Origin of the sequence: Pelistega ratti (assembly GCF_009833965.1) — a bacterium.
In the GTDB taxonomy this organism is placed as follows: Bacteria; Pseudomonadota; Gammaproteobacteria; order Burkholderiales; family Burkholderiaceae_B; genus Taylorella; species Taylorella ratti.
In genome coordinates this window covers 1,425,396-1,439,816 of sequence record NZ_CP047165.1, presented here as the reverse complement: position 1 = coordinate 1,439,816, position 14,421 = coordinate 1,425,396, and the positions used below count along the sequence as shown (strand labels likewise).

10 protein-coding genes are annotated in these 14,421 nt (G+C 36.7%); 5 read left to right on the top strand and 5 right to left on the bottom strand.

Features of this window, described 5'->3' with window-relative positions:
• Window positions 1–184: 184 nt before the first annotated feature.
• Window positions 185–3,289, top strand: a complete 3,105-nt coding sequence (locus F9B76_RS06185) for a type I restriction endonuclease subunit R (RefSeq protein ID WP_159991325.1) — start codon at window positions 185–187, stop codon at window positions 3,287–3,289.
• A gap of 40 nt (window positions 3,290–3,329) precedes the next feature.
• Entirely contained in the window at window positions 3,330–4,235 is a 906-nt protein-coding gene (locus F9B76_RS06180) for an endonuclease NucS domain-containing protein (protein ID WP_159991324.1), read from the top strand.
• 283 nt (window positions 4,236–4,518) lie between these two features.
• Here the strand turns inward: F9B76_RS06180 and nrdG are convergent, their stop codons facing one another.
• From nrdG to dnaA, 5 genes are all read right to left on the bottom strand, one after another.
• Window positions 4,519–5,007 carry an anaerobic ribonucleoside-triphosphate reductase-activating protein gene (nrdG, locus tag F9B76_RS06175; RefSeq protein ID WP_159991323.1) on the bottom strand — a complete coding sequence of 163 codons (489 nt, stop codon included), beginning with the start codon at window positions 5,005–5,007 and terminating at the stop codon, window positions 4,519–4,521.
• Window positions 5,008–5,115: 108 nt separating this feature from the next.
• On the bottom strand, window positions 5,116–7,245 hold the full coding sequence (nrdD, locus tag F9B76_RS06170) for an anaerobic ribonucleoside-triphosphate reductase (protein WP_201289285.1): 2,130 nt from the start codon (window positions 7,243–7,245) through the stop codon (window positions 5,116–5,118).
• A gap of 475 nt (window positions 7,246–7,720) precedes the next feature.
• Window positions 7,721–10,165 (bottom strand): DNA topoisomerase (ATP-hydrolyzing) subunit B, encoded by a 2,445-nt coding sequence (gyrB, locus tag F9B76_RS06165; RefSeq protein ID WP_159991322.1) that lies wholly within the window; start codon window positions 10,163–10,165, stop codon window positions 7,721–7,723.
• 80 nt (window positions 10,166–10,245) lie between these two features.
• Window positions 10,246–11,358, bottom strand: a complete 1,113-nt coding sequence (gene dnaN, locus F9B76_RS06160) for a DNA polymerase III subunit beta (RefSeq protein ID WP_159991321.1) — start codon at window positions 11,356–11,358, stop codon at window positions 10,246–10,248.
• A 3-nt stretch (window positions 11,359–11,361) separates the two neighbouring features.
• Complete coding sequence (gene dnaA / locus F9B76_RS06155) at window positions 11,362–13,047, bottom strand: chromosomal replication initiator protein DnaA (protein WP_159991320.1); 1,686 nt, start codon at window positions 13,045–13,047, stop codon at window positions 11,362–11,364.
• Between the two features lie 570 nt (window positions 13,048–13,617).
• Between dnaA and rpmH the strand changes: the two genes are divergently transcribed.
• The 3 genes from rpmH to yidD are packed head-to-tail and all read left to right on the top strand — an operon-like array spanning window position 13,618 to window position 14,398.
• On the top strand, window positions 13,618–13,752 hold the full coding sequence (gene rpmH / locus F9B76_RS06150) for a 50S ribosomal protein L34 (protein WP_023951589.1): 135 nt from the start codon (window positions 13,618–13,620) through the stop codon (window positions 13,750–13,752).
• Between the two features lie 41 nt (window positions 13,753–13,793).
• A complete protein-coding gene (gene rnpA / locus F9B76_RS06145; RefSeq protein ID WP_159991319.1) occupies window positions 13,794–14,156 on the top strand; it encodes a ribonuclease P protein component in 363 nt (120 codons plus the stop codon).
• A gap of 11 nt (window positions 14,157–14,167) precedes the next feature.
• Window positions 14,168–14,398 carry a membrane protein insertion efficiency factor YidD gene (gene yidD / locus F9B76_RS06140; protein ID WP_163764055.1) on the top strand — a complete coding sequence of 77 codons (231 nt, stop codon included), beginning with the start codon at window positions 14,168–14,170 and terminating at the stop codon, window positions 14,396–14,398.
• The last annotated feature ends 23 nt before the right edge of the window (window positions 14,399–14,421 follow it).

Genomic DNA, 14,421 nt, shown 5'->3' with positions numbered 1-14,421 from the left:
TACTCGATAAAGACAAAATATGTCAAGCAAAGAATTTTAGAAAACATTGTCCCCACTATGTTTACAAAAAATACACTTCTTTATGGATTTATTCAGGTATATTAAGACAACAACTATTACAATAACGTAATACTTTATTAAACACTATAAAAATTGAATAGATAACTGATTACAGGAAACCATCATGATTCAATACACCTCTATTGCCGAAACCAACCATTTTATCGTCTTAGATAAATACGAAAAATTATTAAAAGAACCCAATGCGGGTTATCAAACAGAGGCAAGTTTAGAATGTGAATTTATCGAGGATTTACAACAACAGGGGTATGAGTATTTGCCTAAGATAACCAATCATACGCAATTACTTGCTAATCTACGCACACAACTACAAACGTTGAATCAAGTAGCGTTCTCAGATGCAGAGTGGAAACGTTTTTTAGAGGAGTATCTGGATAAGTCCAGTGATAGCCTGATTGATAAAACCCGTAAAATTCATGATGATTATATTTATGATTTTGTGTTTGACAATGGGCGTATTCAGAATATTTATCTACTGGATAAGCAAAATATTACCCGTAATCGTGTACAAGTAATTAATCAGTTTGAGCAAACAGGATCATCTATCAATCGTTATGATGTGACGATTTTAGTAAATGGGCTTCCTTTAGTGCAGGTAGAGTTGAAAAAAAGAGGTGTCGCCATTCGAGAGGCATTTAATCAGATTCACCGCTACAGTAAAGAAAGTTTTAATAAAGATAATTCACTCTTTAAATATCTACAGATTTTTGTGATTTCAAATGGTACGGATACGCGCTATTTTGCTAATACCACCAAGCGTGATAAAAATAGCTACGATTTCACCATGAATTGGGCAACGGCAAAAAATATCACTATTAAAGATTTAAAGGATTTTACAGCGACCTTTTTACAGAAAAACACCTTACTGAATATTTTAATCCACTATTGCGTATTTGATACGAGTGATACCTTACTGATTATGCGTCCCTATCAGATTGCTGCAACAGAACGTATTCTTTGGAAGATAAAGAGTTCTTATCAAAGTAAGAATTGGAGTCATAAAGAGAGTGGTGGCTATATCTGGCATACGACAGGTTCTGGTAAAACATTGACTAGTTTTAAAGCTGCTCGATTAGCGACAGCCCTTGATTTTATTGATAAGGTCTTTTTTGTGGTGGATCGTAAGGACTTAGATTATCAAACAATGAAAGAATATCAGCGGTTTTCCCCTGATAGTGTCAACGGTTCGGACAGTACCGCAGGGCTAAAGCGTAATCTTGAAAAAGAAGATAATAAGATTATCGTTACCACGATTCAAAAACTGAATAATTTAATGAAATCAGAGGAGCATTTACCCATTTATCAAAAGCAAGTCGTCTTTATTTTTGATGAATGTCATCGTTCGCAATTCGGTGAGGCACAAAAGAATCTTCAACGTAAATTTAAAAAATTTTATCAATTTGGTTTTACGGGAACACCAATATTTCCTGAGAATGCCTTAGGGGCAGAAACCACACAGAGTGTTTTTGGGATTCAATTACATTCATACATTATCACCGATGCCATTCGTGATGAAAAAGTGCTGAAATTTAAGGTGGATTACAATGATGTTCGCCCTCAATTTAAAGCGATAGAAACGGAAAAAGATAATGAAAAACTGACCGCTCTTGAGCAAAAACAGGCTTTCTTACACCCTAAACGGATTGAGGAAATTTCAACCTATATTCTCACGCATTTTAACCAGAAAACTCACCGTCTTAATGCAGTAGGCAAGGGCTTTAATGCGATGCTTGCGGTAAGTAGTGTTGATGCAGCAAAACTTTATTATGAAACGCTAATGCGTTTACAAAAAGATACTGCAAAACCTTTAAAAATAGCAACAATTTTCTCCTTCGCAGCAAATGAAGAACAAGAGGCGGTAGGGGATATTCCCGATGAAGGCTTTGATGTATCGGCAATGCAACTGAGTGCAAAGGAATTTTTGACGAGAGCGATGAATGACTATAACGCCTATTTTGCCACTAACTACAGTGTGGACAGTCAATCTTTCCAGAATTATTATCGTGATTTAGCGAAGCGTGTTAAAACGCAAGAGGTGGATTTATTAATTGTGGTGGGAATGTTCCTCACGGGGTTTGATGCACCGTCATTAAATACCTTATTTGTCGATAAAAACTTACGTTATCATGGGTTAATCCAAGCTTATTCACGCACAAATCGTATTTATAATGCTACTAAAACATTTGGGAATATTATTACATTTCGTGATTTAGAGCAAAATACGGTAGATGCTATTACGCTTTTTGGGGACGCCAATACACGCCAGATTGTGCTTGAGAAAAGCTATCAAGACTATATGGAGGGTTATACCAATGCAGGTGAGGCTCGCCGAGGTTTCTTAGAGATAGCCAAAGAGTTACAAGAGCGTTTTCCAGACCCGAGTGAAATTGTTAAGGAGCAAGATAAAAAGGATTTTGCTAAATTATTTGGGGAGTATCTCAAGGTTGAAAATATCCTACAAAACTATGATGAGTTTGCTGCCTTACAAGCCTTAAAGCAAATTGATCCTCAAGATAAAGAGGCAATGGCAGCATTTCAAGCAACTTATTATGTGAGCGATGATGATTTACCTCAGATGCAAGCGTTAGTTGCTGTTATTCCTACTGAGCGTGATGTGCAGGATTATCGCTCAACTTATAATGATATTCGGGATTGGTTACGTCATCAGCAACAAGGGGAGGAAAAATCGACATCAACAATTAATTGGGATGATGTGGTGTTTGAGGTTGATTTACTCAAATCACAAGAAATTAATTTAGATTATATTTTAGAACTGATTTTTGATCATCATAAAAAAGTGAAAAATAAAGAAGCGGTGATCGAAGAGGTTCGCCGTACAATTCGTGCTAGTCTTGGTAACAGAGCAAAAGAAAGCTTAATAGTGAACTTTATCAATCAAACGGATTTAGATAGTATTCCTGATAAGGCAAGTATTATTGAGTCTTTCTTTACCTTTGCACAGGTAGAACAACAGCGTGAAGCAGAAGAGTTGATTAATATGGAGTCTCTGAATGAAGAGGCGGCTAAACGTTATATTAATACTTCTTTAAAACGGGAATATGCGAGTGAAAACGGTACGGATTTAAACAATATTCTACCTAAGATGAGTCCTCTTAATCCACAGTACCTTGGTTTAAAACAAAGAGTTTTCCAGAAAATTGCGGCTTTTATTGAGAAGTTTAGCGGTATTGGTGGGGATATTGTATAGTAGAAACTTATGATTGTTTATGTAAAGGGGTGAGAGAAAGATGTTAATTTTGAAGAAGACAGAAAAAGAACTACTTCATTTAAAGGAAAAACCTTTTAAATTAGAAAAAGATATTCAAAAACTTTTTGAAGAACATCTTAGTTTACTAACACCATATCAATTGATTAAATCAGAATTTACGATTAAGAATCATCGTATTGATACCTTAGCTTTTGACCCGGAGAATAAAACCTTTGTGATTATTGAGTATAAACGTAGTCAGAATTTAAGTGTTGTTGATCAAGGAATGGCTTATCTGAGCTTAATGCTAGAGTATAAAGCGGATTTTATTGTAGAATATAATGAAACACAGAAGATGACCTTAAAACGAGAAGATGTGGACTGGTCACAATCTAAAGTAATTTTTGTATCACCAGCTTTTACAGATTTTCAGATTGAAGCATCAAACTTTAAAGACTTACCTATTGAACTATGGCAAGTGAATCAATTTGACCATGGTGTTCTTATCGTTAATCCCCTTAAAAAATCTAAAGCTGCTCCTAGTATTAAGCAGATAAAGACAGTGCCGTCTTCTGCTTTAGAACAATTAAAAATAGAGATTAAAGTCTATAGTGAAGAAGATCACTTGGCAGATAAAAGTGAAGAAGTAAAAGAGCTATATGAAGATTTTAAACAAGCGATTTTAAGATTGGATTCTGATATAGAAGTTACTGCTAAAAAGGTTTATATTGCTTTTAAGAAGAATAAAAATATTGTTGATTTTGCTATTCAGCAAAGAAGTATAAAAATATGGATTAATATGAGTAAAGGTCAACTAGATGATCCTAAAGGTTTAGCTAAAGATGTATCACAGATAGGGCATCATGGTAATGGTGATTATCAGCTAATTGTAAAAGATACGCATTATCTGGAATATATTATGAGTTTGATTAAACAGGCTTTATAAGTAGGTAAGTTATCATAATTTTTAATATCGCTTTTCATATTATCCAATAACAAACACACCTTTATAAAAAAAGGGATTGTACGATATTGTCATACAATCCCAAGTCTCCTCACCTCACTCCTATTATCCTGTTAGTAGAGTGATTATTAGATGATAAAATTGATAGTAGAATAATAAGGTTAATCAATAGTCACACACTCTTTCTTTACACTACCTTACGATGAAGAGTTATCAAACATTCAGTAAGGAAAGATTAACCTTTATCATTAATAAAACACGCTTTTTATGAGGGAGTGGAAGCTGCTTGTACCTTGAGGCGGTGAACCACTTGATTAGATGACCCTCGCCATATTAGGCTAGGATCAGCTAGTGCTTGTTCAAATTTACCATCAATCAGTACATCAATATAAGGTAACATTTGCTGTTGATAATCATCAAGTTCTGATAGTCGATAACCCGTCCATAGCCAAATATCTTTATCGGGACATTCTCGTTTGATACGCTGTACCAAAGGTAATAAAGTGGCTATATTTTTGGGGTGCATGGGATCACCACCAGACAATGTTAAACCTTGTCGATTAATACGAGTATCTTTTAAATCGCGTAAAATCTGCTCTTCCATTGCTTGATCAAATTCTACCCCTGCTTTAAAAGACCAGCTTTTTTTGTTGTAGCAACCTTTACAAGCATGGATGCAACCACTTACAAAAAGTGTGCAACGAGTACCTTCACCGTTTACAATATCCACGGGATAATATTGTAAATAATTCATTTTCTCTTAATACTATTAAAAATGATAGGATATTTTTTAGAATACCTAAGTTAAAAAATGGAGCATGTCACCCCATTTTTTAAATGCATAAAATGGGGTATTTTACGTTTATAAATGCTTAACACGGCGCTTGACTTCTTCCTGCTTACCCGCATTAAAGGGGCGAGTATCAGGGCTGCCAAGATAACCGCAAACACGGCGTGTAACAGATACTTTGCTACTATCGTGATTACCACATTTGGGGCAAGTAAAGCCTTTGCTGGTGCATTCAAATTCACCTGTAAATCCACATTCATAGCATTCATCAATGGGGGTATTTGTACCGTAATAAGGTACACGCTCATAGCTATAATCCCATACATCTTCCAATGCTTTCAGATTATGCTGAATATTAGGATATTCACCGTAGCAAATAAAACCACCATTGGCTAAAGGAGGGTAAACCATTTCAAAATCCAGCTTATCAAATGGATTGACTTTTTTCTCAACATCAAGGTGGAAGCTATTTGTGTAGTAACCTTTATCTGTAACGCCTTCGATACTGCCAAATTGTTTGCTATCTAAGCGGCAGAAGCGATCGCAAAGGTTCTCACTAGGGGTGGAATATAAGCTAAACGCATAACCTGTTTCTTCACGCCATTTTTTAGCCGTTTTATGTAAGTATTCAACAATCTGACGACCTTTTTCGCGTAAGGTATCGTCATCAAAAATATGTCCTTGACGGTATAAGGCATTAATGGTTTCATGAATACCAATATAACCAAGAGAGATAGAAGCACGTCCATTTTTGAAAATCTGAGCGATATTATCATCTGCCTTTAGACGTACACCGCAAGCACCGTCCATATAAAGAATAGGGGCAACGCGTGCTTTGGTTTGTTCAAGACGAGCAATACGAGTGAGTAACGCTTTTTTAACAAGTGCCAAACGTTCATCAAGCAATTGATAAAAACGCGTTTCATCTCCGTTAGCTTCTAAAGCAATGCGTGGTAAATTGATACTAACAACCCCTAAATTATTACGACCATCATGGATTTCTTGATCATTTTCTTGGTATGCTCCTAAGAAGCTACGGCAACCCATAGGGGCTTTAAAAGACCCTGTGACTTTAACCACTTGATCATAATTCAGAATATCAGGATACATCCGTTTGCTAGCACACTCTAATGCCAGTTGTTTAATATCATAATTAGGGTCTTGTGGATCAAGATTAACCCCTCTTTTTTGTGTAAAGACAAGTTTAGGGAAAACGGGAGTTTTATGGTTTTTACCTAAACCAGCAATACGATTGCGTAAAATCGATTGTTGAATTAAGCGAGCTTGCCAGCTTGTACCTAAACCAAACCCAAAGGTAACAAATGGAGTTTGTCCATTGGCGGTATGTAATGTATTGACTTCATATTCCAATGATTGAAACGCATCATAGCAGTCTTTTTCTGTAAGGGCTTTAGCATAGCCTTCTTTATCGGCAATTTGCCATTGTTGTGCATTTTTCAGATGTTTATCATAGGTAAGTTGTACATAAGGGGCGAGTACTTCATCAATACGGTTAATCGTTGTTCCGCCGTAAATATGGCTAGCCACTTGTGCAATAATTTGGGCAGTAACGGCAGTAGCCGTATTGATAGATTTGGGTGGCTCAATATCTGCATTACCCATTTTGAACCCTTGTGTCAGCATTCCTTTAAGATCAACCAACATACAATTAAACATAGGGAAGAATGGGGCATAATCTAAATCATGATAATGAATTTCACCTTTTTCATGGGCTTGTACAATATCACGAGGGAGGATATAACGTTTTGCGTAGTGCTTAGCGACAATCCCTGCGAGTAAATCACGTTGTGTAGGAATGACTTTCGCATCTTTATTGGCATTTTCATTCAGTATTTGTACATCACTTTGCTCAATTAAACCCTTAATTTCTTTTGTTAATTGGCTACGTTTTTCACGGGCTAAATCACGGTCATGACGATATTCAATATAGGCACGTGCAATTTGTGGATATTGACTTGCCATTAAATGATTTTCAACGGTTTGTTGGATTTGGTGAATATCTATTTCTTGTTGATCAGAGGCTAAAATTTCATGCGAAATTTGTCCCGCTATTTTTTGGCAAAAGGTTTCATCTTTAAGTGCTATGGCTTGTGCTGCTTTTTTTATGGCATCTAAAATACGATCAAAATTAAATACAACACGAGACCCATCACGTTTAATAACAGAGAGCGTACTCATCATATCATTACCTCCTATAACTATATTGCTGAGAAAGCTATATGTACTATATATAGATTTTTTAATGGTGTCAATGCACAATATATAGTGTTTTTGGTGTGAATAATGATAAATTAACTATGCCAAAAATGCCTGTCATTGGCTTTAATAAAGCATTTTAAGATTAAAATAATAAGGCAATATAAAAGAAAAATAATTTGTTTCTAAGGATAGTTTGTTGTAGAAAAGGTACTAATAAGGTATATATTTTTCTGATTTAATTATTTTTTCTAATCGAAATATTATTTCTAATTAATTGTTTTTATTAAAAATTTTATATAAATGATTTATGCTTAAACTAATTGATGGATATGCAATAAGAAAAAAATAGATAGTTCTAATACGGTATAAAATGGTAAACAAAATAGTGTGCATAAAAAACTCAGTTATTGCAGAAAATGCAACAACTGAGTGAAGTAAAAATGCTAGATAACAAGTATTAAATATCTAAATCGTTTACCGATAAAGCATTATTTTCAATAAACTCACGGCGAGGTTCAACTTTGTCACCCATAAGGGTTTCAAAAATTTGATCCGCTGCGATAGCATCTTCAATACGTACGCGTAATAAACGGCGAACACTAGGATCCATGGTAGTTTCCCATAATTGTTCGGCATTCATCTCACCAAGACCTTTATAGCGTTGTTTACTTACGGCAGATTCGGCTTGTTTTCTTAACCAAATAACCGCATCACGGAAGTTATTGACGGGTTGTGAATCGGGTTTATCGGTTTTACCACGGAAAACAACTGCATTTTCTTTAATCAAGCCATCAAAAGTTTCTGCTGCTCGAGCAAGTGTTCGATAATCTGCACTATTGAGGAACTCTTGATTTAATAAGGTTAAACGTACATTGCCATGATGAATACGGCGAACAACTAGACGGTAACTATTAGACTCTTCTTCAAATTCAGCACTTACGGTAACTGCATGAGGATTGAGAACATCAAATAGTGTATCTTGTAATGCTTTAGCACTTGCTTGTGCAGCACTTTCAGATGAAATATCAATAAGGATACCCTCACTGATAGCTGTTAGTGTTTTTTCATCCATTACACGGGATAAACGTTTAATCACTTTGTCGGCTGAGAGGTATAAATCAAAGTATTGTTTTAACTCTTCATTTTCAATAATACGATCACCTTGTTTAATACCAGCTTCTTTTAAGGCAATTTCTTCCATAAAGACAGCTTCTTCGGCTTCATCTTTGAGATAACGCTCTAGTTTACTTCCTTTAACCTTAACCTTATAAAGAGGAGGTTGGGCAATATAGACATGACCTTCTTCCACGAGTTTAGGCATCTGACGATATAAAAGTGTGAGTAATAGGGTACGAATATGCGCACCGTCCACGTCCGCGTCGGTCATGATAATAATGCGGTGATAACGTAACTTTTCAAGGTTAAATTCTTGCCCAATACTTGTACCTAATGCGGTGATAAGGGTAGTAATTGCTTCACTGGCTAAGAGCTTATCAAAACGTGCTTTTTCAACATTAAGGACTTTACCTCTAAGCGGTAAGATAGCTTGGAATTTACGATTACGACCTTGTTTAGCAGAACCGCCCGCTGAATCACCCTCGACAATATAGAGTTCACATTTAGCCGGGTCTCGTTCTTGGCAGTCAGCAAGTTTACCGGGTAAGCCTGCACCTTCAAGAATACCTTTACGGCGAGTTTGTTCTCTGGCTTTACGAGCAGCTTCGCGAGCGCGAGCGGCTTCTACAATCTTACCGCAGATACTTTTTGCATCATTGGGGTTTTCTAGTAACCATGTTTCTAGGGCATTGGCAACGACCTCTTCAACGGGTGCGCGGACTTCGCTAGAAACCAATTTATCCTTGGTTTGACTACTAAATTTGGGTTCTGGTACTTTGACAGATAATACGCAGCTAAGACCTTCTCGCATATCATCACCTGTCGTTTCTACCTTTGCTTTTTTAGCTAACTCATTATCGGCAATATATTTATTGATAACGCGTGTCATGGCAGCGCGTAAACCAGTTAGGTGAGTACCGCCATCACGCTGAGGAATATTATTGGTAAAGCAAAGGACTTGTTCACCATAACTATCATTCCATTGCATAGCAACATCTACACCGACTTCAGTACCGCTTGCACTTGATGTATTAGAAACATAAAAGATATTTTGGTGTAAAACGGTTTTGCTACGGTTAATATACTCTACAAAGCCCTTAACACCCCCAGAGAATGAAAAGTTTTCTTCTTTGCCTTGGCGTTCATCCACTAAACGAATGCCTACGCCATTATTAAGGAAAGATAATTCTCTTAGTCGTTTTGCAAAGATTTCATAGGAATATTCAACTTTTCCGAAAATTTCAAGATCGGCAAGGTATTGTACACGTGTACCATGCTTATCGGTAGAGCCTACTACTTTGAGAGGTTCAACACGTTCACCTCGGTTAAACTCCATTTGATGCACTTGACCATTACGGTAAATTGTTAGACGTAACCATTCAGAGAGGGCATTAACACATGATACCCCAACACCATGTAAACCACCTGATACTTTATAAGAGTTTTGGTCAAATTTACCACCAGCGTGTAGTTCTGTCATGACAATTTCAGCTGCACTGCGACCATATTCGTCATCTTTATGAATATCGGTAGGAATACCACGTCCATTATCGGTAACAGAGATAGAGTTATCGGCATGAATAGTGACAACAATATCATCACAGTACCCTGCTAATGCTTCGTCAATGGCGTTATCGACAACCTCAAAAACCATATGATGTAAGCCTGTTCCATCTGAGGTATCACCAATGTACATACCTGGACGTTTACGAACAGCTTCCAATCCTTTCAGCATTTTGATGGAATCGGCGCCATAATTATTAGTGGTATTTATTGAATCGGTCATAATGAGTAAGCTTTTTAGTAATGAATGGATTGCTCCACTAGGTATATCGCTAGTGGAGGTTTATTTTAAATATAAATTATTTAAATGCGTAATGGCATGACCACATAGCGGAAATGTTCATTATTAGGTAATGAAATCACCACAGAAGAATTAGATTCTCCTTTGAGTGAAATAATAACGCTTTCGGTTTTTGCCATATTGAGTACATCTAAAAGATAGGTTGCATTAAAGCCAATATCAAATGGTGTGCCTTGATAATCAAGAGTAAGTTCCATTTTGGATTCTTCTTGCTCTAAGTTAGATGAAGAAATGCGAAGCAGATTCTCACCAAAATGGAGTTTGATACTGTGTAATTTATCTTCAGTGACTAAAATAGCGGCACGTTGTAGGTTGCGAAGTAATTCTTCACGGTTAATTTGAAGGTGTAACTCATAATCGGTAGGAATAACACGCTTATAGTCTGGGAATTTACCTTCAACTAGTTTAGAAATCAGCTCAACATCACCAAAACGGAAACGGATTTGTGCATCTGCAATACTAATAGCCACCTCTTGATCGCTATCATCTAATAGACGCATCATCTGATCCACTGTCTTACGAGGAATGATGACACTCGCCTCGCTATTGACTTGCTCAACCACTTCTGCGGTATGGGCTAAGCGGTGACCATCGGTTGCGACTGTATGAATTAAGCCCGGCTCTAATACCAACAACATACCATTGAGGTAATAGCGAATATCTTGTTGCGCCATGGCATAATGAATCATATTAAAGAGACGGCGTAATTGCCCTTGACTCATGGTAAATTCATGATTCCATTGTTCAGGTTCTGCCAAAGAAGGAAAATCTTTACCAGGCAATGTTTGTAGTGAAAAACGACTACCTGAGCATTGTAATGTCATTTTTTGATCAATGACATTGGCACTGACTTGTCCAGCTGGTGGCAAAGCACGTAAAATATCTTGCAGTTTACGAGCAGAAACGGTGACTGCTTCCACATCATCACCCACGCCAAAATTAGCATGTGTGGTAATCTGGATCAGCATATCATTGGCAACAAAAGCCATTTTGTCACCTTGTTTTCTCAATAAAACATGAGAAAGTATCGGCATTGTTGTTTTACGTTCAACAATACCAACCACGGTAAGAAGTGGTTTTAAGAGTGCATCTGTACTGGCTTGGAATAATTGCATAAATTATCCTTTTAACGTTTGTTCTAAAACATGCAAATCATGATTGAGCTCTCGATCATTTGCACGATGCTCTGTGATTTTTTCAACAGCATGATGCACTGTTGAATGATCACGACCCCCAAAAGCTTCCCCTAAATCGGGTAGGCTTTTACGGGTTAATTCTTTGGCTAGATACATAGCGATATGACGAGCGCGAACAATATTGGCTTTTCGCGTTTTAGAGTACATATCCGCTACGCGTATTTTATAGAAATCAGCGACAGTTTTTTGAATATTCTCTACCGTGAGTAAACCATTAGACACACGAAGAACATCTTTTAAAACCTCTTTACATAAATCAACCGTGATTTCATGTTCTTTCTTAAAGGTAGCTGTCGCAATAACACGCTGTAAACCACCTTCTAATTCACGAATATTACTACGGATATGTTTCGCAATAAAGAAAGCGGCTTCATCGGTTAGGCGAATAATAGGATGGTTTTCTGCTTTTCGCATCAAAATAGCCACACGCATCTCTAGCTCAGGGGGTTCAATCTGAATGGTTAAACCCGAGCTAAAGCGTGAAATTAAGCGTGCATCAATATCTGCCAATTCTTTGGGATAGGTATCTGAACTAATGACCACCTGTTTGTTTTTGCTAACCATTAGATCAAACAGATGGAAAAATTGTTCTTGTGTGGATTTTTTATTTTGAAAGAACTGAATATCATCAATAAGCAGTAAGTCAAGATTTTGGTATTCTTGCATAATCTGCGTATTATATTCAAACAGCCCACCCCCTTTGACAGACCTAACGACATCAAGGTAATAATCATTGGCGTGGATGTAGCGTATTTTTCGTAATTCTTTTTTCTGAAAAATTTCATTGCCAATGGCGTGCATTAAGTGCGTTTTACCTAAACCTGTACTACCATAGAGGAATAGAGGATTATAGCCCATTTGACCAATATGCGTTACAACGTTAGCTGCTGTAGCGTGTGCTAACTCATTAGAATGCCCTACGACTAAATTAGCAAAGGTATGGTTAGGATTCAGTCGAGTCGCATCATACACGCTTTTAAGTGAAGCAGGAACATCTAAGATACCTTTGTAGATAAAATCTACTTTGGTATCAGGTTGATGCTTACCCTTACCCGAATGCTGTTTTGGGGAATGGGTGCTTATTTGCTGAGAAAAATTTTGTTCAATAGGTTCTTCTATACCACTTTCATCAATTTCAACCTCAATTCCTTCGATAAGCTCAATATGATTAGGCTGAGCAATGAGGGAAGAGTCTTTAGTAGTATATACTTGCTCAACAGGTGCTATTGACGTTTCTACAACATCTAGAGTCGTTTTTGGCGTTTGACTGGAAGATACTTGCTCTGTGGCGACAGTAGATATTGTGTTTTCCTCAGATGCCTCTTTGCTATCGGTAATGGTTTTTGCGATATCTGCTGCTTCGGGTGCATTAATTAACACAACGACTCTAGCATCATGATTAAAATTATCTTTAATAAACTGCTGTATGACAGGAGCGTAATACTGCTGAGCCCATTTCTGTTTAAGACGGCTTGGTGCTGAAATATGAAATTCTGTTTCCTCTTCATTAAACCCTAATGGTACCAAAGGTAATATCCACTGTTTAATTTGTGTGGGGGGTAAACCTTTTGAGAGGTGATTAGTACATTGTTGCCAAAATTCAATCATTTTCTGTGATTTTCCTACTATGTAGAAAGCGCTAAGGAGGTGTAAAAAAATTATCAAATTAACGCTTGCCCATAGTTTTCAGGGAAAGTATATTTAATCGTCTATTTTAACCTATTTTTGGTTTTTTATGTTTAATATTCAGGTGTTTTTTGTGCGGTTTTTCCACAGCATTTATTACTTATTCAAAGTTATGCACAGTCTTTTTTTGGTGTTTCGATCCTAAAAAAGACACTTTTGAAGAAATTTTTAGCATAAAATCAAACACCTATTGACTAAATTGAAAATTTTTGGTGAAATGTATGGCTTGCCAAAATAAAATTTGGTGTTTTGGTTGTTTTACAAAATGTATTTACAACCAAGAGAGTCCTAATGAATCATGTAATAACCTTTCAGAAGATACAGTATTTAGTCAGATATTAAGCTGTTATTAAATTAGGTATAATTTACATAAATATGGCTCATTGAAATAGTTCATTAGAAAATCTATTTCTCATACTCTTATTTCGTTAAGTACTTTTAACCCTAGGTACTTATTTTAAAATTAACAAAATTAGCTTTTTTGGGATTATCATGAAACGTACTTTCCAACCTTCAGTTACTCGTCGTAAACGCACTCACGGTTTCCGTGTTCGTATGAAAACTCGTGGTGGTCGTGCTGTTATTAACGCACGTCGTGCAAAAGGTCGTAAACGCTTAGCTGTTTAAGTCCTTGAAACCTATCGGTTTTTCCTTTAGGTTTATAAAGCATGTCTAGCGCCAACTATCCCAAAGAGGCGCGTCTGCATCGCCCCTCTGAATTTGCTCAAGTTTTTTCTCATAAACGCGCAACTCGAGGGGCTTTGTTTACTTTGCATTATTGCCCTAATTCTGTTGAGCGAGCGCGTTTAGGTATAATTATTGCTAAACGGAATGCTGCACTTTCTGTAACGAGAAGCACAATTAAGCGTGTTATTAGAGAAGTTTTTCGTTTACATCAACACCAACTTTATCCCAAAGATTATGTTGTCCGTCTTCATCGTCATATAGAACCTTGTTCTTTGCGAGCTTTACGGAAAATGGTGCGTACTGAAATCATATCGCTTTTTGAGAAACAGCTGGAGCAAAAATGATGCTAAGAGATATGTTGAGTAAACTTTTTATAGCCCCCATAAGATTTTATCAATATGTGTTAAGCCCTTGGTTAGGTAGAAGCTGCCGGTTTACGCCAACTTGTTCGGCTTACACTATAGAAGCCATTCAAAAGCATGGTCCTTTTAAAGGTGTTTATTTGGGTGCTCATCGTATTTGTCGATGCAATCCTTGGTGTAAAGGGGGGCATGACCCAGTACCTGATGTGATAAAAAAACCTTAAAGTGCTGTTTTGCATAAGCTTTC